The sequence below is a fragment of the Streptomyces sp. NPDC005898 genome, from assembly GCF_040629635.1.
Taxonomy (GTDB): domain Bacteria; phylum Actinomycetota; class Actinomycetes; order Streptomycetales; family Streptomycetaceae; genus Streptomyces.
On record NZ_JBEXWC010000036.1, the window covers coordinates 1 to 20916 of the forward strand.

Here is a 20916-nt window from a genome sequence, read left to right on the forward strand (position 1 = left end):
CGCCCGCAGGGCGGGCCTGGCGGCGTCTGGTGCGTGCGATCGCAAGGCGGAGGGTCGCCCCGATACTGGTGGTATCGGGGCGATCCCGACAACGCGGCGAGCGTGCGTGCCAGACGCCGCCAGGCAGACGGGACTTTCGAAACATGCCCTAGCCGCCGATCGCGGACATCGGGCGCTCCGGCTGGAGGAATGAGGGGTCGTCCAGGCCCGAGCCGGCCTTCTTGCCCCACATGGCGCGCTTCCAGATGCGGGCGATCTCCTCGTCCGAGCCTTCCTCGCTGCTCTCCGGGGCGGCGCGCAGTGCCGCGCGCAGGTCCGTCTCCTCGGTGGCGAACAGGCAGGTGCGCACCTGGCCGTCGGCGGTGAGCCGCGTGCGGTCGCAGGCCGAGCAGAAGGGGCGGGTCACGGAGGCGATGACGCCGACGCGGTGCGGGCCGCCGTCCACGAGCCAGCGCTCGGCGGGGGCCGAGCCGCGCTCCCCGGTGCCTTCCTCCGTGAGCTCGAAGCGGGTGCGCAGGGAGGTCAGGATGTCGCCCGCGGTGATCATGCCGTCGCGCTTCCAGCCGTGCTGGGCGTCGAGCGGCATCTGCTCGATGAAGCGCAGTTCGTAGTCGTTCTCCACGGCCCAGGCCAGGAGGTCGGGGGCCTCGTCGTCGTTGAGCCCCGGCATCAGGACGGTGTTGACCTTGACGGGGGTCAGCCTGGCGTCGCGGGCCGCTTCGAGGCCTTCGAGGACGTCCTTGTGGCGGTCCCGGCGGGTGAGGGTCTTGAAGACGTCGGGGCGCAGGGTGTCCAGGGAGACGTTGACCCGGTCGAGGCCGGCGGCCTTGAGGGCCTCGGCGGTGCGCTTGAGGCCGATGCCGTTGGTCGTCAGGGACATCGTGGGGCGGGGTGCCAGCCGGGCGCAGCGCTCGACGATCCCGACGAGGCCGGGGCGCAGGAGGGGCTCGCCGCCGGTGAAGCGGACTTCCGTGATGCCGAGCCGCGTGACGGCGACGCGCACGAGGCGCACGATCTCGTCGTCGGTGAGCAGGTCGGGCTTGGCCAGCCACTGCAGGCCTTCTTCCGGCATGCAGTACGTGCAGCGCAGATTGCAGCGGTCGGTCAGTGAAACGCGCAGGTCAGTGGCTACTCGGCCAAAGGTGTCGATGAGCACTGCGGCCCCCTCCCCGGCGGTTGGATGCTCGCGGGTCCCACCGGTAGGGATCCCACTGCTTTCGACCTTACGCGACCCCTGTGACAACCTCATGGGCCATTTGCCACGAGGAACGGCGCGGCCGCGTCGTAGGACTGTACGACGCGGCCGCTACGAACGTGTGAACACTTTCCGGTCAGTGGGCCCCGAAGCCGGTGAGGGACTTGACCTCCAGCTCGGCGTATTTGCCCTTGTCGGGCTCCTCCTTGGACAGGACGGAGCCGAGCCAGCCGAGCAGGAAGCCCAGCGGGATGGAGATCAGGCCCGGGTTCTCCAGCGGGAAGAAGTCGAAGTTCGCGTCCGGGAACATCGAGGTGGGCTTGCCGGAGACGACCGGGGAGAACAGCACCAGGCCGACGGCCGCGGTCAGACCGCCGTAGATGGACCACAGGGCGCCCTGCGTGGTGAATTTCCGCCAGAACAGGCTGTAGAGGATCGTCGGCAGGTTGGCCGAGGCGGCGACGGCGAAGGCGAGGGCGACGAGGCCCGCGACGTTCAGGTCGCGGGCCAGGGCGCCGAGCGCGATGGAGACGATCCCGATGAAGACGGTCGCCCAGCGGGCGGCCCTCATCTCCTCCCTCTCGGTGGCCTTGCCCTTGCGGATCACGTTGGCGTAGATGTCGTGCGCGAAGGACGAGGACGAGGCCAGGGTGAGGCCCGCGACGACCGCGAGGATCGTGGCGAAGGCGACCGCGGAGATCACCGCGAGGAGGATCGCGCCGCCGGTGGAGCCCCCGCCGCCGCCGATCTCCAGGGCGGCGAGCGGCGCCGCCGTGTTGCCCGCCTTGTTGGAGGCGATGATGTCGGCGTGCTTGAGCAGGGCCGCTGCGCCGAAGCCGAGCACGATGGTCATCAGGTAGAAGGCGCCGATGATGCCGATGGCCCAGTTGACGGACTTCCGGGCGGCCTTCGCGGTGGGCACGGTGTAGAAGCGGATCAGGATGTGCGGCAGGCCGGCGGTGCCGAGGACCAGGGCGATGCCGAGCGAGATGAAGTCCAGCTTGGAGGTGGCGCTCAGGCCGTACTTGAGGCCGGGTTCCAGGAACTTCGAGCCCTGGCCGCTGTTGGAGGCGGCCGAGCCGAGCAGGTCGGAGACGTTGAAGTGGAACTTCAGCAGGATCAGGAAGGTGATGAGGACGGTGCCCGTGATGAGCAGGACGGCCTTGACCATCTGCACCCAGGTGGTGCCCTTCATGCCGCCGATGGTGACGTAGACGATCATCAGGACGCCGACGAGGGCGACGATGAGGATCTTGCCCGCGTCGGAGGTGATCCCGAGCAGCAGCGAGACCAGGACGCCCGCGCCCGCCATCTGGGCGAGCAGGTAGAAGATCGAGACCACGATGGTGGAGGTGCCGGCGGCCGTGCGGACCGGGCGCTGGCGCATGCGGTACGCGAGGACGTCGCCCATGGTGTAGCGCCCGGAGTTGCGCAGCGGCTCGGCGACCAGGAGCAGCGCCACCAGCCAGGCGACCAGGAAGCCGATGGAGTACAGGAAGCCGTCGTAGCCGAAGAGGGCGATGGCGCCGGCGATGCCGAGGAAGGACGCGGCGGACATGTAGTCGCCGGAGATCGCGAGGCCGTTCTGGAAGCCGGTGAACTGGCGGCCGCCCGCGTAGAAGTCGGCGGCGCTCTTGGTCTGCCGGCCGGCCCAGACGGTGATGCAGAGGGTGGCGACGACGAAGGCGGCGAAGAGGCTGATGATCAGCGTGCGGTGCTCGGAGGCGTCGGAGGCCGCCGCGAGGTTCATGGCGGCGGTGTGCGCGGGGCTCATGCGTCGCCCTCCTTGCGGGGCTCGGTGCCGGTCTCCGTGCGGGATGCCATGCGGGTCTCCATGCGGGACTTGATCGCCTCGGCCTTCGGGTCGAGCTTCGCGGCGGCGTGCCGGGAGTAGAACCAGGCGATGAGGAACGTGGTCAGGAACTGCCCGAGGCCGAGCACCAGGGCGACGTTGATGTTGCCGAACAGCTTGGTGCCCATGAAGTCGCCCGCGTAGTTGGAGAGCAGGACGTACACGAGGTACCAGGTGATGAAGGCGACGGTGAGCGGAACGGCGAACGAGCGGTGTGCGGCGCGCAGTTCACCGAACTCCGCGCTCTGCTGCACCTCGGTGAACTCCTCCGTGGAGGGCGCGTGGGGAGCGGTTTCTTTTCCTGCGCCACCCTTCGAAGGGGGCGGTGCGTCGGTGGCCACGGAGTCTCCTCGTGGTGCGGGTGGGATGGGGACGGTCGGTTCTTCCATCGGTTCTCTGGTCTCGCGTTCCGGGGTGACGCGGATCACGTGGACCACGGTTGGCGATGCTAGGGCCACAGGACGTGATCCGACAGGGGTTGATGTTGCTTCCGTTGTCTGCTCAACGTCGCGGTGGCGCGCACGACGCGCCCCGGACCGCCGGTTTCTTCAGGAAGGCATTGCTGGCCTGGGAGTTCGGGGGATAGCTTCACCCGTGCACGACCCGTCATGTACCTGCCCGAGCACCAGCTGTGTTCGGGCAGTTCCGTATCCGGATGATGTGGAGATCCCATGGCTCATCTGCGTTCAAGACGCCGTACGGCGCTCACCGTGCCGCTCGGTATCGCGCTCGCCGCGTCGGTCGGCCTCGTCCCCGGTGCCGCGACGGCGGCCCCGGACGAATCGCCCGCCCCCGCCGTCGCGTCGGCCGCGAAGGACGCCCCCGTTTTCGCGTACGTCGTCAACACCCGTGCGGACCACCGGACGATGGCGTACGTCAAGCGGGCGATAGCCGAGGCCGGCGGCTCCGTCGTCGTCGCACACGACACGATCGGCGTCATCGTCGCGCACTCGTCGGACCCCGCGTTCGGCGAGCGGATACGCGGCGTCCGCGGTGTGCAGTCCGCGGGCGCGACCCACACCGCGCCGCTGCGGGCCGCGGGCACCACGGACGACGGCAAGGCGGAGCTGCTGTCCAAGGCCGACGCCGAGGCCCTGAAGCGGACCGCCGCCCCGGGCGTGGAGCCGATGGAGGGCGACCAGTGGGACCTGCGGGCGATCGGGGCCGACAAGGCGGCCAGGATCAACCCGGGCAGCAGGAAGGTCACGGTCGCCGTGATCGACACCGGCGTCGACGACACCCACCCCGACCTGGCCCCGAACTTCTCGGCGGCGCAGTCCGCCAGTTGTGTCGGCGGCAAGGCGGACACCTCGGCCGGGGCGTGGCGCCCGGCGAACAAGGACCACTACCACGGCACGCATGTGGCGGGTGAGATAGCCGCCGCGCGCAACGGCGTCGGCGTCGCGGGCGTCGCGCCCGGCGTGAAGATAGCGGGCATCAAGGTCGCCGACCCGGTCGACGAGCTGTTCTACCCGGAGAACGTGGTCTGCGCCTTCGTGTTCGCCGCCGACCACGGCGTCGAGATCACCAACAACAGCTACTACGTGGACCCGTGGCTGTACAACTGCAAGGACGACCCCGACCAGCGGGCCATCCTCGACGCGGTCAACCGCGCCCAGCTGTACGCCCAGCGCAAGGGCACCCTCAACGTCGCCTCCGCGGGCAACTCCAACCACGACCTGGACTCCCACGCGATCGTCGACAAGACGAGCCCGGACGACTCCACGCCGGTGACCCGCACCATCGACCCGCACGAGTGCCTGGACGCGCCGGCCCAGCTGCCGGGCATCGTCACCACGAGCGCGACGGGCTTCAAGACCCTCAAGGCGGCGTACTCCAGCTACGGCAAGGGCGTCGTGGACATCACGGCCCCCGGCGGCGACAAGTACCAGACGCCGACCGACACCCCGTCGAAGAACGGCAACATCCTCTCCACCATGCCGAACGGCGAGTACGGCTGGCTGCGCGGCACGTCGATGGCCGCGCCGCACGCCGCGGGCGTCGCCGCGCTGCTGAAGTCCACGCACCCCAAGGCGGGCCCGGCGCAGCTGCGCGGCCTCCTGAAGGCGCAGGCCGACCGCATGGAGTGCCCCGCCGAGCCGTACGACCCGGACAGTGACGGTGACGTCGACGCGGTCTGCGAGAACGGCGGCAAGGGCGACAACGGCTTTTACGGCAGCGGACTCGTCGACGCGCTCGACGCCGTGAAGAAGAAGTGACGGGGGACACGGACATGACCAGGTCGACCAGATTCTCCGCCGGGGCCATATCCCGGGCCAGGACCACCGGTTTCCCGCGCTCCCGGCGCGCGCTGGCCCTGCCGCTCGGGGTGGCGGTGGCCTCGGCCGTCGCCTTCCTGCCGGGCCCGGCCTCGGCGCGGCCCGCCGCGGTGCCGGACGCGCCGGCGTCCGCCGCCGCCTCGGCCACCTCGGCCTCCTCGGCCGATGCCGCGTCGATGAGTTACGTGGTGAACGTCCGGCCGGGCAAGGGCACTTCGGCCCGCGTGAAGAAGGCCATCGCCCGGGCCGGCGGTGACGTCGTCATCGCGTACGACCGGATCGGCGTCATCGTCGTCCACTCGGCGAACCCGGACTTCGCCGCGACGATCCGCGCGGTCAAGGGCGTCGACTCGGCGGGCGCGACCCGCACGGCTCCGCTGTCCGCGCAGTCCGACGACGCCCTGGACTCCGAGCACACGCTCACCGCCGCCGAGGTCGAGGCCGCCGCGGGCAAGGCGTCGGCGGGCCAGGACGAACTGGAGCCGCTCCAGTGGGACCTGCCCGCCATGAAGGCGGACAAGGCGCACAAGATATCGCTGGGCAGCCGCAAGGTGACGGTCGCCGTGCTCGACTCCGGGGTGGACGACACCCACCCCGACATCGCGCCCAACTTCGACCGCGAGGCGTCCGCGAGCTGCCTGAACGGCGTGCCCGTCCAGAAGGACAACGCGTGGCGCCCGGTCGCCCAGGAGAGCGACCACGGCATGCACGTGGCCGGTTCGATCGCCGCGGCGAAGAACGGCACCGGCATCACGGGCATCGCGCCCGGCGTGAAGGTGGCGAGCCTGAAGGTGGCCGAGCCCGCGACCGGCCTGTACTACACGGAGGCCGTCGTCTGCGGCTTCGTGTGGGCGGCCGAGCACGGCGTGGACGTCACCAACAACAGCTATTACACCGACCCGTGGCTGTTCAACTGCACGACGGACGACGACCAGAAGGCGCTGGTCGACGCGGTCGGCAGGGCCGCGCGGTACGCGGAGCGCAAGGGCGCGGTGAACGTCGCGGCCGCGGGCAACGCGCGCACCGACCTCGCGCAGGACGAGCTCGTCGACAAGACGAGCCCCAACGACACCACTCCGGTGACGCGCACCATCAAGACCAAGGACTGCTTCGACCTCCCCTCGCAGCTGCCCGGCGTCGTGACGGTCTCCGCCACCGGGGCCAAGAACATCAAGGCGTCGTACTCGAACTACGGCCAGGGGGTCATCGACATCACCGCCCCCGGCGGTGACCAGACGAGGTACCAGGCGCCCGAGCCGCCGGCCGTCGACGGCCGGATCCTGTCCACGCTGCCGGGCGGCAAGTTCGGCTACAAGGGCGGTACGTCGATGGCGTCCCCGCACGCGGCGGGCGTGGTCGCGCTGCTGAAGTCCACCCACCCGCACGCCTCCCCGGCCCGCCTGAAGGCGCTCCTGTACCGCCAGGCGGACGCCATCGCGTGCACGGATCCGTACGACATCGACGCCGACGGCAAGATCGACGCGGTCTGCGAGGGCGGCACGGAGAAGAACGGCTTCTACGGCGTGGGCATGGCCGACGCGCTGGACGCCGTGCGCAAGTAGCGCTGTGCCCGAGTAGCGATGTACCGGCACGGGTCGGGCCGGGCGGCCGAGGAGCCGCCCGGCCCTTTCCCGTCGCACCACGAGAGAATTTGTGTCATGTACGAGTTCAAAAGTTCCGCGTTCGTGTTCGCCGGCACGGAGCAGTGGGTGGCGTGGCCCGCCCGGCCCCGTTGGCAGCTGGTGCTGCGGTTCGCCGCCACGGTGCTGTTCATGCCGTTCTGGATCACGCTGGGGGTCGCGGTCTTCGCCGCCGTCCTCGCCATCGGCCTGGCCACCGAGGTCATCGCCGCGGTGAGCTCCTCGTACGAGCGGGCCTACGAGGACTTCATGGACCGGGCGATGGGCCGGATCACCACGCTCCCCCGCTGGTGCGTGCTCTGGTCCGAGGTGCGCCATGAAGGGGACGCCGCCTACTACCGCGCCCGCGTCGACGCGGCGCTCGCCCGGTGGACGGAGCGTGCGTCGGCGCCGCGCGTGCCCAAGAAGCCGGCACCTCCTTGCGAGTGCGAGATCCCGCGGCGCGACTACCGCGGCTGCGGCGGGCACTACGTCGTCCAGGCGGCGGCCGCCCAGGGGTGGGAGCTGCGGCCCTCGACGCCGGGTGTATCGATCCGGCTCTGGTGGTCGGCGGCGTCGGAGCGTGAGGGGACGGCCGCGTGAGCGGCACCGGGGCCGCCTGGGCCGCGCTCGGCGGTGACGCCGCGCTCCTGTCCCGGGTCTCCTTCGTCGTCCGCGAGGGCGCCCTGCCCGCGCGGCTGCCCGTCATCGGGCTCGCGCGGGCCTGTGACGCCGTCTGCGCCCTGGCCGCCGCCGAGCTGTCGGCCGCACGCGGCAACGGAGGCGTGCCGTCCGGGCACGGGTGACCGCCTGCGCGCCTACGCCCCCGCGCGCGGGGAGGTGGTCGCGCTGGGTGTGGTCGTCGTGCTGTCGGCGCTGCTGACCGCGGTGCCGTTGCCGGTCCGCCGGTGAGCCGCGCGCAGGACACCTGTGGTCAGCAGGTACTGCGCCGCGAGGTAGGTGAGCATGATCGCGAAGTCGGGCCTCGGCGGCTGCGGCCACGCGGCGACGCCGGTCGCGATGAGCGTGTCGGAGACGAGGAACAGCGCCCCTCCGGCGGCCGCCGCTGGACCGAGCGCGGTGGCGCCGTACGCCATGGCCGTGAGCAGCAGGCTGTAGCCCGCCACGGGGCCCCGCATGTCGGCCGGCAGGTCCGGCCACAGCAGCGTCACGGTGCCGACGAGTGCGAGGGCGTACCCGGCGACAAGGACCGCCCCACGCGCGCGGGGCGAACCGCCCGCCGGGGCGTACCAGCGGGTGTCGCCGTACCGCCTGAAGAGTACGAGGTAGCAGACGTGCCCGGCGGCGAAGGAGCCCATTCCGGCGAGGAAGGCGGGCTCGGCGCCGAAGAGGAGGAGGGTGTCGCCGCCCCAGCCGAAGAGGAGGGCGGCGATCAGCGGGCGGGGGGCCCGCCGGGTGGCGGCGTAGGCGGCGAGGAGCGGCATGAGCAGCGGCTTGCACACGGCGTGGCCGGGGCCGAGGTCCGCGAGGACCGAGAGGAGGTCCCCGAGCGCGGCGAGGGCGAAGGCGCCGAGGAGCAGCCGGGGCACGGGCCGTCGCGCCGTCACGCCGCCCGCTCCGCGACCGCCGCCTCACCGGGCCGCACGGCGGCCGCGGGGGCTGCAGGGGCCGTGGCGGCCGTGGCGGTCGTGGGGGCCTTCGGTCGCCAGCCGGGGCCGCGGAAGACCCGCCCGGCCCGCTCGCGCCAACTCGTGGCCGCCCTCAGGTCCCTGGCGATGGCCGCGTACTCATGGGTGGCGACGCGCAGCGGGTTGTACGTGCTGATGTTCTTCGTCAGGCCGTACACGGGACGGTCGGTCTCGGCGACCCAGGAGCCGAACAGGCGGTCCCAGACGATCAGGATGCCGCCGAAGTTGCGGTCCAGATAGCCGCCCTGGGAGGCGTGGTGGACGCGGTGGTGCGAGGGCGTGTTGAAGACGAACTCGAAGGGCCGGGGCAGCTTCCCGATGCGTTCGGTGTGGATCCAGAACTGGTAGACCAGGTTGGCCGACGAGCAGAAGGCGAGCGCCGCCGGGTGGACGCCGCAGGCGATGAGCGGCAGGTAGAACGGCCACACCGTCAGGCTCGTCCAGGGCTGGCGCAGCGCGGTCGTGAGGTTGAACTTGCGGCTGGAGTGGTGCACGACGTGGCAGGCCCACAGGATGCGGATGACGTGATGGCCCCGGTGCGACCAGTAGTAGAAGAAGTCCTGGGCGAGGAGCATCAGCGGGATCGTCCACCACAGCACGGGGACGCGCAGGGGCGTCAGCGCGTAGACGGCCGTGTAGATCGCGACGATCGGGATCTTCCACAGCAGGTCGAAGGCGAGGCTGCCGAGGCCCATGGTGACGCTGGTCGCCGCGTCCTTGGTCTCGTACCCCGCCGCGTCCTCGTCGGGATGGATCCGGTGGCTCACGATCTCGACGGCGGTGAGCAGCACGAAGGCGGGGATGGACCACAGCACGACATCGGGCAGGTTCGGGGACATGCGTGCACGGTAGAACGGCTCCCCGCCCGCGACTAGGGGTTGTTACCGACAAGTATTACCGGCGGTACGAGGCTGGTTGTTGGTGATCCCCGCCAAAGGCCGGGCCGTGGGCTGCCGGAGCGGCGGTCGTCCGGCGGTCTCAGCAGCGCCTCGCCGGGGCCAGCGACCTGACCTCGTCGGCGGGTATCGTCCGCCGCGCCGCCCTCCCCCCGCGGACCCCCTCCCCCGCCACCCGGAGCACCACGCCCCGGACGTCGCTCACCACCAGCTCTCCGCAGGCGGTGCCCCGCGCCGTCGTCACCCGCACCAGCGGCGGCCCTCCAGCGTCTCCCTCGGCCTTCTTGTCCTCCTCGGCGCCGACCGGCACGACCCAGCTGACCGCCAGCGCGGCCACGATCGCGCACAGGCCCACGACCGAGCGCCGCCGGGCACAGGCCAGAGCGTCCTGGGTCTGCTCGACCTCGTCGAGGACGGCCGCGAAGAGCCGGTCGCCGCTCAGCCAGACCTGCCGCCCGAGTGCGCCGTGTGCGGCCCGCACCGCCTTCAGCGCGCCGGACAGCAGCAGGGCGAAGGCGGCGACGAGCAGGCCCGCCGTGGTCCACCGCCACAGGTCGGGCATCCCCGCGACGCTCTCGCGGCCTTTGAGCACGAAGACGGCGCCGACGAGTCCGGTGAGCCCGGCGAGGCCGTTGCGCCATCCCTCGGCCTGTCGGCGGACGGCGCCGAGCTGGTCGATCTGGAGCTGCTGTCCGAGTTGCGCGAACCGCTTCTTGGCGAGGTCGGTCACGGGGTGGCACCCCCTGGTGCCGGGGGCGGAACCGGTACGTCCCAGAAGGCGCCGCACCCGGAGTCGGGCGACTCGGGCGGCCGGTCCGGGTGCGGGTAGCCGCACTGGCAGTAGACCGGGATGGAACCGGTGAGCGGCTCGGGCCGGGTGCGCCGCCCGCGCCCCTTGGCGGGGCCGAGCACTCCGAAAGCGACCCGGAACACGGTGCGGCCGCGGCAGACCGGGCAGGCGCCGGTGACGGTGTACCAGCGGCCGTCGGGGGAGCGCTCCACGGTGAAGGAGCCGGCGGCCTGGGCCTCCGACTCCTGGAACGGAGTCGGATCGTGGGCGGGCATGGGGTGTCGTCCTCCGTGAGCAAGTCGGCCGGGCGGTCGGTCGGTCAGGCGGTCAGTCGGTCGCGGGCACGTAGCGCTCGGCCCGCGGGGTCGGGGCGGGCTCGGTGGGGCAGTGTGCGGGCAGGGTCGTACCGAACAGCGGGGCGTACAGGGCGAGCCGGTCCCGTACCCAGGGGGTGGACTCCTCGACCTCGCGGGCGGCGACGGCGATGTGGCGGGCGGTGATCTCCCCGGCGACGGCGGGGGCCCGCCCCGTGAAGTGGGAGGTGAGCAGGATCAGGTCCTGCCAGCGGGGGACCATCGCCATGTCGGGCCGCTCCATGGTGAGTTCGAGGCCGAAGGGGCGGTAGCGCGCGAGCCGGTCCCAGGCCCGGTCGAGGGGCCAGCCGAAGCGGGCGGCCGCGCGGACGAGGTCGAGAGGGGTGACGGGCCGGCCGCTGCCGACCAGGTCGCCCTTGAAGAGGGCGGTGTCGTGGACGGTGGGCCGGTGGTCGCGCCACGTCTGGTCCTCGGTGTCGGCGGGGGCCTGCCAGGGGGCGCCCAGTTCGGCGTACGGAAGGAGGGTGTCCAGGCTCTGGCCCAAGGTGCAGTCCTGGTCGCGCGCGTGTGCGATCAGGTGGCGTACGTCCGGGGTCTCGCGCCAGATGACGCCTCGTTCACCGCGCAGGCAGCAGGCGGTGGCGTCCGCCTGGGAAGGGCGCAGCCCGGCGAGCCCCGGGGACGGCAGGCGCAGGGGAGCCTCGTGGCCCGTCAGGGGGCCGAGTACGGCGAGCCGTTCGAAGGTCGGGCCGAGGGGCTGCTCGGCGAGCGCCGCGGCCACCAGGCCGTAGGCCGCGTCGAACTCCTCCTGCACGTCGTCGAAGCCGGCCCCCTCGGTCCGTTGCAGGATCCCGTACACATTCGGGTTGCCCGGCAGGAGTTCCAGGTCCTGACGCGACACCTCCCGCCAGCGGTCCAGCAGTCCGGGCGCCGACGCGTGGATCAGGCCGCCCTCCGCCAGCCGGGTGAGAGCCCGGCGCACCTGCTCGGGGTCGGTCCGCACCTCATGGACCGCGCGGGCCGTTTGGACGAGCGGGACGGGCACCGCTTGGACGCCCAGGGGATCGAGGCGGGACCGGGAAGGCTTCAGCAGCTCGCAGTCGAGCCTGCTGCACATGTATCCGGCGAGGCCGCCGAGTTCGGGCACCTTCATCCCGAGGGCCTCGAACTGGGGGGCGAACCGCTCCACGACCTCGGCGAACGTCAGGGACAGCGCCTCCGAGGCGATGCCCACCCGGACGAGCGACACCTGCGCATCGGTCACGTACGGGCTGAAGAATTCGGCGTACGCGTCCTTCTCCTCGCCGCTCAGCCCACGGCGCTTGCCGTCCCCCTCGGCCACTGCCTGCCGCTCCTCCCCCAGCGCGGGAAGCTCCGGCAGGCCCAGCCAGGCGTAGCGGCGCAGCACCTCGCCGTAGAACCGGTGGTCCGGGCGGGGGCCGCGCCTGCCGCGCCCGTCGAGCCCCGCGCACCAGGGGTGCCACGACAGGGCGTTCAGCTCTTCGGCGGTGGCCGGCCGGTCGGCGGGTGGCTCCGAGACGGTGTCCGGTACGCGGAACGCGAATCCGGCGGCGGCGAAGCGGCGCATCCGGCCGAGTGCCTCCCGCAGGGGAAGCCCGGTCCACGAGGAGAACCGTTCGAGGAGCCAGACCGTGTCCTCGACGGCGCTCTCCTCGGTGTCGAGCCGCCAGTAGGGTCCGAGGCCCCCGTAGCCGCCGCGGCCGTTGAGCAGCCCGCGGTCGATGTCGTCCAGCTCCATGGCATGGGCCGCTTCGAGGTCGGCCACGGCGGGCACGTCGATCCCCGTGACGGCGTGGCGGCGGACCCGCGTCAGCAGGCTGCCGAACGTGTGCTTCTCGGTGGCGGGCGACATGGCGGCCCGGAGCAGGAAGTCGCCCGCGTCCAGGTTGTTGTGGTCGGCTCGGGCCTCCCAGGCGCGGGGCCGCGGGTATCCCTCGACGGAGTCCGGCACGGGAAGGGCCCGGCGGCGTTCGCTCCGCCGGATGCCCGCGTCCCGCAGGATGCCCGAGCGCCAGGCCAGGTAGCGTTCGTCGGCGAGTGAGTACCCGGCTCTGGACCTCTCGTGCTCGATGGCGAGCGCCGGGTCGCTCGGGAAGTAGCCCACCCGGCGGAAGGCAATGAGGGCCCGCTGGTCCCAGGCCAGCACGGAGGTGACCCGGGCGTCCGCGGCCAGCAGCCGTTCCGTGATCCGCGCGGCACCCTCCGGCACCCACCAGGCGAATTCCCAGAGCCACTCCAGGTGGAACCACTGGGGAGCCTCGAACCTCGCGCAGGCGTCGATGATCTCGCGGGCCACCCACTCCTGGTCGTAGGAGAAGACGCGGGTCCTGCTGGTGCTGAGCTCCGGTGTGTGGCTCTCCCGGAGATCCACCACGCACCCGGCCGGGAATCTGCCGCGTCGGGAGTCGTGGGGCCCCCTGTCGTCGTCCCCCCTGGGCCAGGGGGGCAGGTGGAACTCCAGCTCCCCGGCCTGCTCCCCCGGCGTCCCCACCAGTACTCCGTCGGCCAGCAGCCGGCCGTCCCCCGGCACCCACCACAGGTCCCGCGCCGCCCGCACGGCCCGGCCCGCGTCGCCTTCGTAGTAGAGCGTGTCCGGCTCCCAGGTCCGCACCGTCCGCCCGTCGCGCTCCACCCGCATGGTGTAGTCGGTGCGCCACACCAGCGCCGCCAGCTCCTTGGCGACGTCGACGGAGTCGTCCTGGAGGTAGAGCCGCACCGTGGTGCCGCCGCCGGGCTGCGACTCGTCGCGGGGCCTGATCCGAAAGAGGCTGCCGCTGGAGGCGATGTCCACCCCCAGCCCGCGGCCCGACTCCGCGCGGCCGTACGCGTCCGTGGCGCGCGTGGAGATCCTGATCTCGTCGGCCAGCATGAAGTAACTGAACACACCCACGCCGAAGCGGCTGTTGGGGTAGATCCGCAGGTTCTCGTCGGCCCGGCGCCACAGGGCCTGTTCCCTGCGGTACTCGCGGGACTGCTCGAAGCGCCGTCCCGCGCGGGAGAACGTGCCCCGGAGCGTGTCGCGCCCCATGCCGACGCCGTTGTCCTCGCACTCCACGTAGGGGCGGCCCTCGTCGTCGGTCCCCTGCCGGAAGACGATCTCGCCCCGCCAGCTGTACGGGATGCCCTTGCCGGCCTTGCCGTAGCGCAGCCGGGCCTGGCGGTAGCGGCAGGCGTCCAGGGCGTTCTGGTACAGCTCGCGCAGGGCGAGCTTGCGGTCCCCGTAGAGCTGCGTGCCCATGAGGAGTTCGCGCATCTCGTCCTCGGCCAGGCCGAAGCGCATGAGGGGCACTCCGTAGGCGTCGCCCTTGGTGCGGACGTCGTACTGGGGGCGCAGTCTGCCGCAGGTGACCCGCTCGGGCAGATGGGCGAGGAGGCCGTCGGGGGCCGGCCGGCCCAGGTGCTGCCTGATGCGCAGCACCGCGTCGTCGGTCCAGCCGGTCAGCGCCTCCAGGCCGGCGTGGACGGCGGGGTGGGGGCAGGCCACATCGAGGTCGATGGCGCGGGTGTAGCGGTCCCTGACCCACCTCAGCTCCCGCACGCACTCGACGGCCCGGCGGGGGACCAGGCCGTCGGCGACGCCGATGTTGTCGACGAGGACGCCGGGCAGCTCCCGCAGGTCCCCGCCGAGCAGTCCGGCGACGGCGATCAGCCAGGACAGTTCGCGGGGCCGCCAGGTCTCCGTCACCTCGCTGACGCCCGGCGGGCCGGCGAGCACGAGTTCGGCGACGCGGAAGGGCGGCTCGCGCTCCTCGTCGTAGGACCGGGCGGGTACGACACCTGTCTGGCGGCAGATACGCACGAGTTCGTCGGTGAGTTCGGCCACCCGGCGGGCGGAGGCGTCCTCGCCGATGAGCGCCGTGGCCAGCGGGGTCAGGAGCTGCCCGGCGTAAGCCTCGTCCCACAGCTCCTCCTTGCCTCGGACGTGCCGGTGCATGAGCCAGGCGGCGACGGCCTGTGCCTCCTCGGCCCGCCCCCGGGCGGCCAGTTCGCGGCCCTTGCGCCAGATCAGCGCGTGCGCGGCGAAGGTGTGCTCCAGGTCGACCCGCTCCGTCCGGAGTCCGGGGCCCGCCGGGACGGGATCGAGCCGGAAGGCGTCCGCGCCGACCGCCGCCTTGACGCCGAGCGCGTACAGCGCCTCCCGTACGAAGGGGGCGGCCGCGAGCACGGCGAACTCGCCCGCGTCCAGCAGGGGCCCGCCCTGGGTCCGGGAGGGGGCGAGCAGCGGGCGGAGGCCTCTGGTGAGGACCCGCACGGGGTAGTCGTCGTCGGCCCACGGGTCAGGGACCCCGGCCATCGAGGAGGTGTACCAGCGTGCGCACTGCCGGGTCAGTTCGACCAGGGCCTGCTGGAGCCCGGCCCGGCGGTCGTCGTCGCAGCGCACGGCCGTCCACAGTTCGGGGTCGCGCACAGCCGTCGACCACGACTCCTGGAGCGTGCGTCCCGCGCACAGGAGCACCGGGGCGATGGCGTCCGGCCCGCTCGGCGCGTAGTGCGGGGTGGGTGTCTGCTCGTGCCGGGCGGCGCGGGCCAGTTCGGTGGTCCGTGTGGTCGTGTACGCGATGACCTCGGCCACGGTGCGCGGCGCGGTGTCGGCGTCGAGTGCCTCGGCGAGGGCGCGGGTGAAGTGGCTGCCGTGCTCGTCGTCGGCGCCGCAGGTCTGGCCGGGCCCGCAGCCGAAGAGGACGGCGACGCGGTCGCGCCACGCGGGGAAGTTGGTGGCGGGGCCGCCGTGCGAGGCGCTGTCCGGGCCCGCCCGGTCGCGGCAGGCGTCGACGGTGAGCAGTACCGTGCCGGCCTGGCAGCCCGCGAGCAGGGAGGTCAGGTCCAGGTCGATGAGGCTGTCGACGGCCACCTCGGGCGGCTGGACGGCCCAGCTCAACTGGGCGTCGGCGGGCACGAGATGGTCGGCGCCCCCGAGGGAGAGGCCGTGCCCGGTGAAGTGGATGAGGACGGTCCCGTCCTGCGGGGCCGTGCAGCAGATGCGGCTGACGGCGCTGCGGATGCGGGAGCGCTGGGCGGGCCGGTCGGGGGCGAGGCCGAGGACCTCGACGCTGTATCCGGAGGAGTGCAGGGCCTCGCCGAGGAGTTCCGCGTCCCGATGGACGGCCGAGGTCAGGTCGGGGAAGGCCTCTTCCAGTTCGTAGCGCGGGACGGCGATGACCAGTGCCTGCTTGCTCTGCCCCATGGCCCGCGCCTCCCGTTGAACCGAGCTCGACGCGGGCCAGGATTGCACAAGGGGCCCGGCACGGGGCGGGGTTGACCCGCACCGCCCGGGATCTTCGGGGCGGTACGGTGCTGGGCCGCGCCGCCCCGGGTCAGCGCGCGCTCACCAGACCGGCACCGACCCGGGTCAGCGCGCGCTCACCAGACCCGTACCGACCCGCCCGGCGCGAACACGGGGCTCGTCGCGTCGGCGGGGGCCTCCTTGAGGGGTTCGTCCAGTTCCTGGACCCTCGGTCCCACGCGCGCGGCGATGCGCCCGAGCCGCTCCAGGTCGAACCCGTAGACGCGGGCGGCGTTGCCGCCGACCATGGCCGCGATCTCCTCCCGGGGCAGGCCCGCGTAGGCGGCGCGCAGGCCTTCGCGGGAGTAGGGGTACGTGCCCTCGTCGTGGGGGTAGTCGCTGCCCCACATGATCTTGTCGAGGCCGATGCGGTGGCGCAGGGCCGCCTCGTGCGGGCGCATGAAGCTGGCGCCGACGAAGCAGTGCTCGCGCCACACCTCGGAGGGGCCCTTGCCCATCGCCTCGGCGAGGCCCGCGCCGAACTTCGACTCGGCGGTGTCGGCGGCCCGCGTCTTCGTCGCGGTGGCCACGAGGCGCGCGTGGTAGTAGTCCAGCATGTCCAGGACGCCGGGGATCCAGCCGGAGCCCTGTTCGGTGAGGACGAGCCGCAGCCCGGGGTGGCGGCGGAAGGCGCCGCCGAAGACGAGGTGCCACAGCGCCCGGTGCGAGAACCACGTGGTCTCCACCATGAACACCGCGCGCGCCGCGGGCTCCTCGCCGAGGGGCGGTGACGCCGAGCCCGCGTGGTGGTTGACCGGCACGCCCAGCTCGGCGCAGACGGCCCAGATGGGGTCGTACGTGGCCGAGTGCAGCTCCGGCAGGCCCGAGCCGGGCGGGGTGCCGGGCAGCAGCAGCCCGCCGGTGAGGCCTGCCGCCGCCGAGCGCCGGATCTCCGCGACGGCTTCGTCGACGTCGTTCAGGAGGATCTGGAAGACGCCCGCCCTGCGCCCCGGCGCGGCGGCGCAGAAGTCGGCGAGCCAGCGGTTGTGGGCGCGCAGGCCCGCCCAGCGCAGCTCGAACTCCGCCCGGGTGGGCGCGGGGGCCATCAGCGAGGCCGAGGGGAAGAACGGCGGGATGGTGTTCGGGAAGACGACCTCGGCGACGATGCCGTCCGCCTCCAGTTCGGCGATGCGGCGGGCGGAGTTCCAGTTGCGGTCGGCGCTCTCCGCGAGGAGGTCCTCGTAGGGGTTGACGTAGGAGGCCGCCCAGGCGTCGAACGCGTCGTGGTGGCGGGATTCCAAGTAGGGCCGGTAGTCCAGCAGATCGGCGCCCGCGTGGCAGTCGGCGGAGATGACGGTGTAGCGGTCGCCGCTCATGAGGCCGTCCCCAGTGCGGGGAAGTCGTGGCCGGTCAGCCAGTGCCGGCCCACCTCGCGCGAGCGGGCCCAGGAGGCCGCCACGGCCGCCTGGTCGCTGTCCTGTCCGAGGTCGGCGGGGGTCGGGCCGATGCGGCGGGCCAGCGGGGCGAGCTTGGCGGTGTCGAAGCCGAAGACCTCGGCGGCGGCGAGTCCCAGCATGCGCCGGCTCTCCGCGACGGGGATGTCGTGGAAGGTTCTCCGCAGCCACGCGCGCGTGTCGGGCCAGGTGCCCTCGGGGTGCGGGAAGTCGCTGCCCCACAGGATGTTGTCGACGCCGATCTCGTAGCGCTGGGCCAGTTCGCGGCGCTTGGTGTTGGTGGCGCAGACAAAAAGCTGGCGGTCCAGGTACTCGTGCGGCGGGCGCTTCAGCTCCGCGAACGGGGAGAGCTTCTTGCCGCCGTGCGCGCCCAGGTAGAGGCGGTCCATGAACCACAGCAGGTTCGGCAGCCACCAGCAGCCCGACTCGGCGACGCCGAACCGCAGCCCCGGGTGGCGCTCGAAGACGCCGGACCAGAGCATGAACCACAGCGGCCGCGCCGGCCACCACGTCACTTCGGAGACGTAGATGCCCAGGTGGTCGCCGTACTCGTGGCGGGGCGCCGCCCCGGAGTGGGTCATCACCGGCATCGCGCACGCGGCGGCCGCCGCCCACACGGGGTCGTAACGCCGTTCGTGGTAGGGCGCTCTGTCGACCCACATGGAGGGGATCATCAGCGCGCCGAGCCCCGACTCCTTGGCGCGGTGGATCTCGGCGACGACGCGGTCCACCTCGCCGGTGACGGGCAGCAGCGCGACGCCGCAGTGCCGTTCGGGGTGCTCGGACACGAAGTCGGCGAGCCAGCGGTTGTGGGCCCGCGCGCCCGCCATGCCCAGCTCGGGGTCCTGGTCGCCGCTGAGGCCGAGCCCGACGCCGAAGGGCGCGGCCGTGCGGCTGTCCACGGCGTCCGCGTCGGGGAAGACGACCTCGGCGGCCACCCCGTCGCCGTCCAGCTCCTTGAGGCGCTGGGCGGTGTCCCAGCCGCCGCGCAGGCCCTCCTCGTTGTCGCGGAACCACTGGTCGGCGAACGCGTCGTTGCGGATGCCCAACCGGGTCGCCTCCTGGCGGCGGGCGTCCCGCTCGCCGAGGAAGCCGTCGAAGGCGCGGTGGAAGCGGCTGTCCAGGTAGGGGCGGTACTCCTCGGTGGGGAGCCCCGCGTGGCAGTCGGAGGAGATGATCAGATACGGGTCCTGAGCGCTCATCGGGGGCGCTCCCTTCAGTCCAGGATGAAGTTCTCCAGGTACGACGGGTCGGAGCGGTCGAGCATCGACTGCGAGCGGGCCCTGATCTGCCGGTCGCTGTGCTCGCTCGGCGGGAGCAGCCAGAAGCGGTCCGCCGCGATGCCCTCGGCCACGAAGTCCGCGACCTGCTCGACGGGTGTGAACCGCACCTTCTGCCCGGCCTCCCTCATCGCGGCCTCCCACTGGTCGAGGCTGCGGTAAGGGGTCCTGCGGGGGCGTGCCTTGGCGTACCGGTCGGGGCGGTTGCGGTGGGACTCCCACAGGCCGGTGCGCAGCATGTGGGGGCCGGGGAAGAGCACGGAGGCGCCCATGCGCGCGTGCTCGGCCTTCAGATGCGCGTACAGCGACTCGGTCATCGTCACCACGGCCGCCTTGGTGACCGCGTACACGGAGGCGGTGGGCAGCGGCGCGATGCCGCCGTCGCCGGAGGAGGTGTTGACGACGTGCCCCGGTTCGCCGCCCGCGAGCATCCGGGGCACGAAGGCCTGGACGCCGTGGAAGACGCCCCACACGTTGACCTCGAAGGCCCACTTCCAGTCGTTCGGGTCGTGCTCCCACATGCGGCCCTCGGCGCCCGAGCCGACACCCGCGTTGTTGCACAGCACATGGACGGCGCCGAAGGTGTCGTACGCCGCGTCGGCGAGGGCGAGGACCTGCGCGCGGTCGCCGACGTCGACCACGCGCGCGTGGACGCTCGCCCCGTCCGCGCGCAGTACGGCGGCGGCCTTCTCCAGGGCGGCGCCCTCGACGTCCGCGAGGACCACTTTCAGGCCGTCCGCCGCGAACCGCCGCGCCATGGCGAGCCCGATGCCGCTCGCCGCGCCGGTGACGACTGCGACCTGTCCCTCCCGCAGCTCCATCTCACACGCTCCCCTCGGGCGGCCCGTCGAGGATCTGCGCGGGGTCGTCGTAGCGCTGATGGACGTAGGGCAGCAGGGCCCGCGCGCTGACGCGCTCGACGACGCGGCCGAGCTGGTCGGTGGTCTTCTCGCCGATGGTGATCCCGACGAGCGAGCGCACGGGCAGATCGGCCACGGGGTCGTACACCGACTCCCGCAGGACCACGTCGCCGGTGACGCTCTCCAGCCTGCGCACCTTCTCGTGGCGTACGCAGTGCACCAGCACGGGGTCGGCGTCGAAGCCCGAACCGTCGACGGCGGGCAGGAACTTGAAGTAGAAGTCCGTCCTGTCGGCCGGCTCGGGGAGCGGGAGCGCGCCGCCGACGGCGCCCCGCACCTCCACGAAGGCGATGCCGTGCCGGGCCAGCCGGGCGCGTACGACCAGGCCGTCGCGCTCCACCTCGACCTCGCCGAGCTTCTTCGGCTCCCCGAAGACCTCGCGGCCCCCGATCAGGGCCCGCTCATGGGTCATCGGCATCACCAGGGGGTACCAGCCGGCCACTCCCCCGTGTTCGGCGGCGACGGCCACCGAGCCCGCGCCGAGCGGGTAGCCGGGCAGGTCGACCCTGCTGATGTTCGCCCGCACCAGGGGCCGCCCGGTGGGCTTGAGCGGGGGCGGCAGGACCGCCGCGACCGCGTCGGGGTCGCTCTCCCAAAGGGCCACCACGCCCGTGGACCAGATGTCGGGGAGCCGGGAACTCGCGGTGCGCGATGCGGCGATCTCCGCCTCGGTGCGCGGCCCGTAGCGTACGCGTGCCATGTCGTACCACCCTTCGTCGGCGCGGCGCCGGACTTGCGGCAGCTCTGTAACACAGTTACAACAGGAGCCGTGAAGGGTAAAGGGACGCGTACGCGCCTGGGCCGGGAGGACGTCCTCGCCGCCGCCGAGCATCTGGTCATGCGGCACGGCCCGCGAGCCCTGACGATGCGCGGCCTCGCCGACGAGCTGGGCGCCGCCGTCACCTCGATCTACTGGCACGTCGGCAACCGCGAGGCGCTCCTGGACGCCCTCGTGGAGCGCACGCTGGCCGACCTCGGCGAGATCCGCCCGGCAGGCCGCACCCCCGCCCAGCGCGTCGTCTCCGTGGCCCGTGCCCTGCACCGCCAACTGCTCGACCATCCCCACCTCGTCGCGATGGTCCACGAACGCGGGCTCACCGAACGGATGTTCCTGCCCGCGCAGCGTGCGCTGGTCCACGAGGTGCACGAGGCCGGCCTGCGCGGTGTCCGCGCCGCCGACGCCGTCCGCGCCGTCCAGGTCCTCGTCGTCGGCCACGTCCTGGTCGAACGCAACCGCGAACGCGCCCCCGCGCAGCACCCCGGCGAGGAGGAGTTGTGGACGGCGCGGGCCGCACAGGGGGACGGCGCGCTCGCCCGCGCGCTCGCCGGACCACTGGATCCGGAGGCGCTGTTCACCACCTCCGTCAAGGCTCTGGTGACGGGGCTTCTCGGACCGGGCGCCTGACTGTCGGTGGCGGCCCGT

17 protein-coding genes are annotated in these 20916 nt (G+C 72.6%); 5 read left to right on the forward strand and 12 right to left on the reverse strand.

Annotation, left to right across the window (positions count from 1 at the left end; genetic code table 11):
* Positions 1-148 precede the first annotated feature (148 nt).
* The 3 genes from moaA to ABZ385_RS30950 form a co-directional block, all read right to left on the reverse strand.
* Positions 149-1156 (reverse strand): GTP 3',8-cyclase MoaA, encoded by a 1008-nt coding sequence (gene moaA / locus ABZ385_RS30940; RefSeq protein ID WP_358913965.1) that lies wholly within the window; start codon positions 1154-1156, stop codon positions 149-151.
* 175 nt (positions 1157-1331) lie between these two features.
* Positions 1332-2969, reverse strand: coding sequence for a cation acetate symporter (locus ABZ385_RS30945; protein ID WP_358589908.1), 1638 nt, complete (start codon positions 2967-2969; stop codon positions 1332-1334).
* A complete protein-coding gene (locus tag ABZ385_RS30950; RefSeq protein WP_358589906.1) occupies positions 2966-3388 on the reverse strand; it encodes a DUF485 domain-containing protein in 423 nt (140 codons plus the stop codon). Before ABZ385_RS30950 ends, ABZ385_RS30945 begins: the two co-directional genes overlap by 4 nt.
* A gap of 330 nt (positions 3389-3718) precedes the next feature.
* On the opposite strand from ABZ385_RS30950, the gene ABZ385_RS30955 reads away from it, so the two are divergent.
* The 4 genes from ABZ385_RS30955 to ABZ385_RS30970 all read left to right on the forward strand — a co-directional run bounded on the left by ABZ385_RS30955 (position 3719) and on the right by ABZ385_RS30970 (position 7751).
* The gene (locus tag ABZ385_RS30955; RefSeq protein ID WP_358913966.1) at positions 3719-5266 is read left to right on the forward strand and encodes a S8 family serine peptidase; all 1548 of its coding nucleotides are present in this window, start codon (positions 3719-3721) and stop codon (positions 5264-5266) included.
* A 14-nt stretch (positions 5267-5280) separates the two neighbouring features.
* A complete protein-coding gene (locus tag ABZ385_RS30960; protein ID WP_358913967.1) occupies positions 5281-6888 on the forward strand; it encodes a S8 family serine peptidase in 1608 nt (535 codons plus the stop codon).
* Positions 6889-6984: 96 nt separating this feature from the next.
* Positions 6985-7548 (forward strand): hypothetical protein, encoded by a 564-nt coding sequence (locus ABZ385_RS30965; protein WP_358913968.1) that lies wholly within the window; start codon positions 6985-6987, stop codon positions 7546-7548.
* Positions 7545-7751, forward strand: coding sequence for a hypothetical protein (locus ABZ385_RS30970; protein WP_358913987.1), 207 nt, complete (start codon positions 7545-7547; stop codon positions 7749-7751). Before ABZ385_RS30965 ends, ABZ385_RS30970 begins: the two co-directional genes overlap by 4 nt.
* Before the next feature lie 12 nt (positions 7752-7763).
* Here the strand turns inward: ABZ385_RS30970 and ABZ385_RS30975 are convergent, their stop codons facing one another.
* The 9 genes from ABZ385_RS30975 to ABZ385_RS31015 form a co-directional block, all read right to left on the reverse strand.
* A complete protein-coding gene (locus tag ABZ385_RS30975; protein WP_358913969.1) occupies positions 7764-8513 on the reverse strand; it encodes a lysoplasmalogenase in 750 nt (249 codons plus the stop codon).
* Entirely contained in the window at positions 8510-9433 is a 924-nt protein-coding gene (locus tag ABZ385_RS30980; protein WP_358913970.1) for a sterol desaturase family protein, read from the reverse strand. The genes ABZ385_RS30975 and ABZ385_RS30980 overlap by 4 nt, the downstream gene beginning before the upstream one ends.
* 139 nt (positions 9434-9572) lie before the next feature.
* Entirely contained in the window at positions 9573-10220 is a 648-nt protein-coding gene (locus ABZ385_RS30985) for a hypothetical protein (RefSeq protein WP_358913971.1), read from the reverse strand.
* Positions 10217-10555: a hypothetical protein gene (locus ABZ385_RS30990; RefSeq protein ID WP_358698113.1), complete on the reverse strand. Its 339-nt coding sequence runs from the start codon at positions 10553-10555 to the stop codon at positions 10217-10219. The genes ABZ385_RS30985 and ABZ385_RS30990 overlap by 4 nt, the downstream gene beginning before the upstream one ends.
* 52 nt (positions 10556-10607) lie before the next feature.
* Entirely contained in the window at positions 10608-15800 is a 5193-nt protein-coding gene (locus ABZ385_RS30995) for a caspase family protein (protein ID WP_358913972.1), read from the reverse strand.
* A 176-nt stretch (positions 15801-15976) separates the two neighbouring features.
* Positions 15977-17215, reverse strand: a complete 1239-nt coding sequence (locus tag ABZ385_RS31000) for an amidohydrolase family protein (protein ID WP_358586075.1) — start codon at positions 17213-17215, stop codon at positions 15977-15979.
* The gene (locus ABZ385_RS31005; RefSeq protein WP_358913973.1) at positions 17212-18495 is read right to left on the reverse strand and encodes an amidohydrolase family protein; all 1284 of its coding nucleotides are present in this window, start codon (positions 18493-18495) and stop codon (positions 17212-17214) included. Before ABZ385_RS31005 ends, ABZ385_RS31000 begins: the two co-directional genes overlap by 4 nt.
* A 14-nt stretch (positions 18496-18509) precedes the next feature.
* Positions 18510-19394: an SDR family NAD(P)-dependent oxidoreductase gene (locus ABZ385_RS31010; protein ID WP_358913974.1), complete on the reverse strand. Its 885-nt coding sequence runs from the start codon at positions 19392-19394 to the stop codon at positions 18510-18512.
* A 1-nt stretch (position 19395) separates the two neighbouring features.
* Positions 19396-20193: an acetoacetate decarboxylase family protein gene (locus tag ABZ385_RS31015; protein WP_358586070.1), complete on the reverse strand. Its 798-nt coding sequence runs from the start codon at positions 20191-20193 to the stop codon at positions 19396-19398.
* Between the two features lie 69 nt (positions 20194-20262).
* Between ABZ385_RS31015 and ABZ385_RS31020 the strand changes: the two genes are divergently transcribed.
* Positions 20263-20898, forward strand: a complete 636-nt coding sequence (locus ABZ385_RS31020; RefSeq protein ID WP_358913975.1) for a TetR/AcrR family transcriptional regulator — start codon at positions 20263-20265, stop codon at positions 20896-20898.
* The last annotated feature ends 18 nt before the right edge of the window (positions 20899-20916 follow it).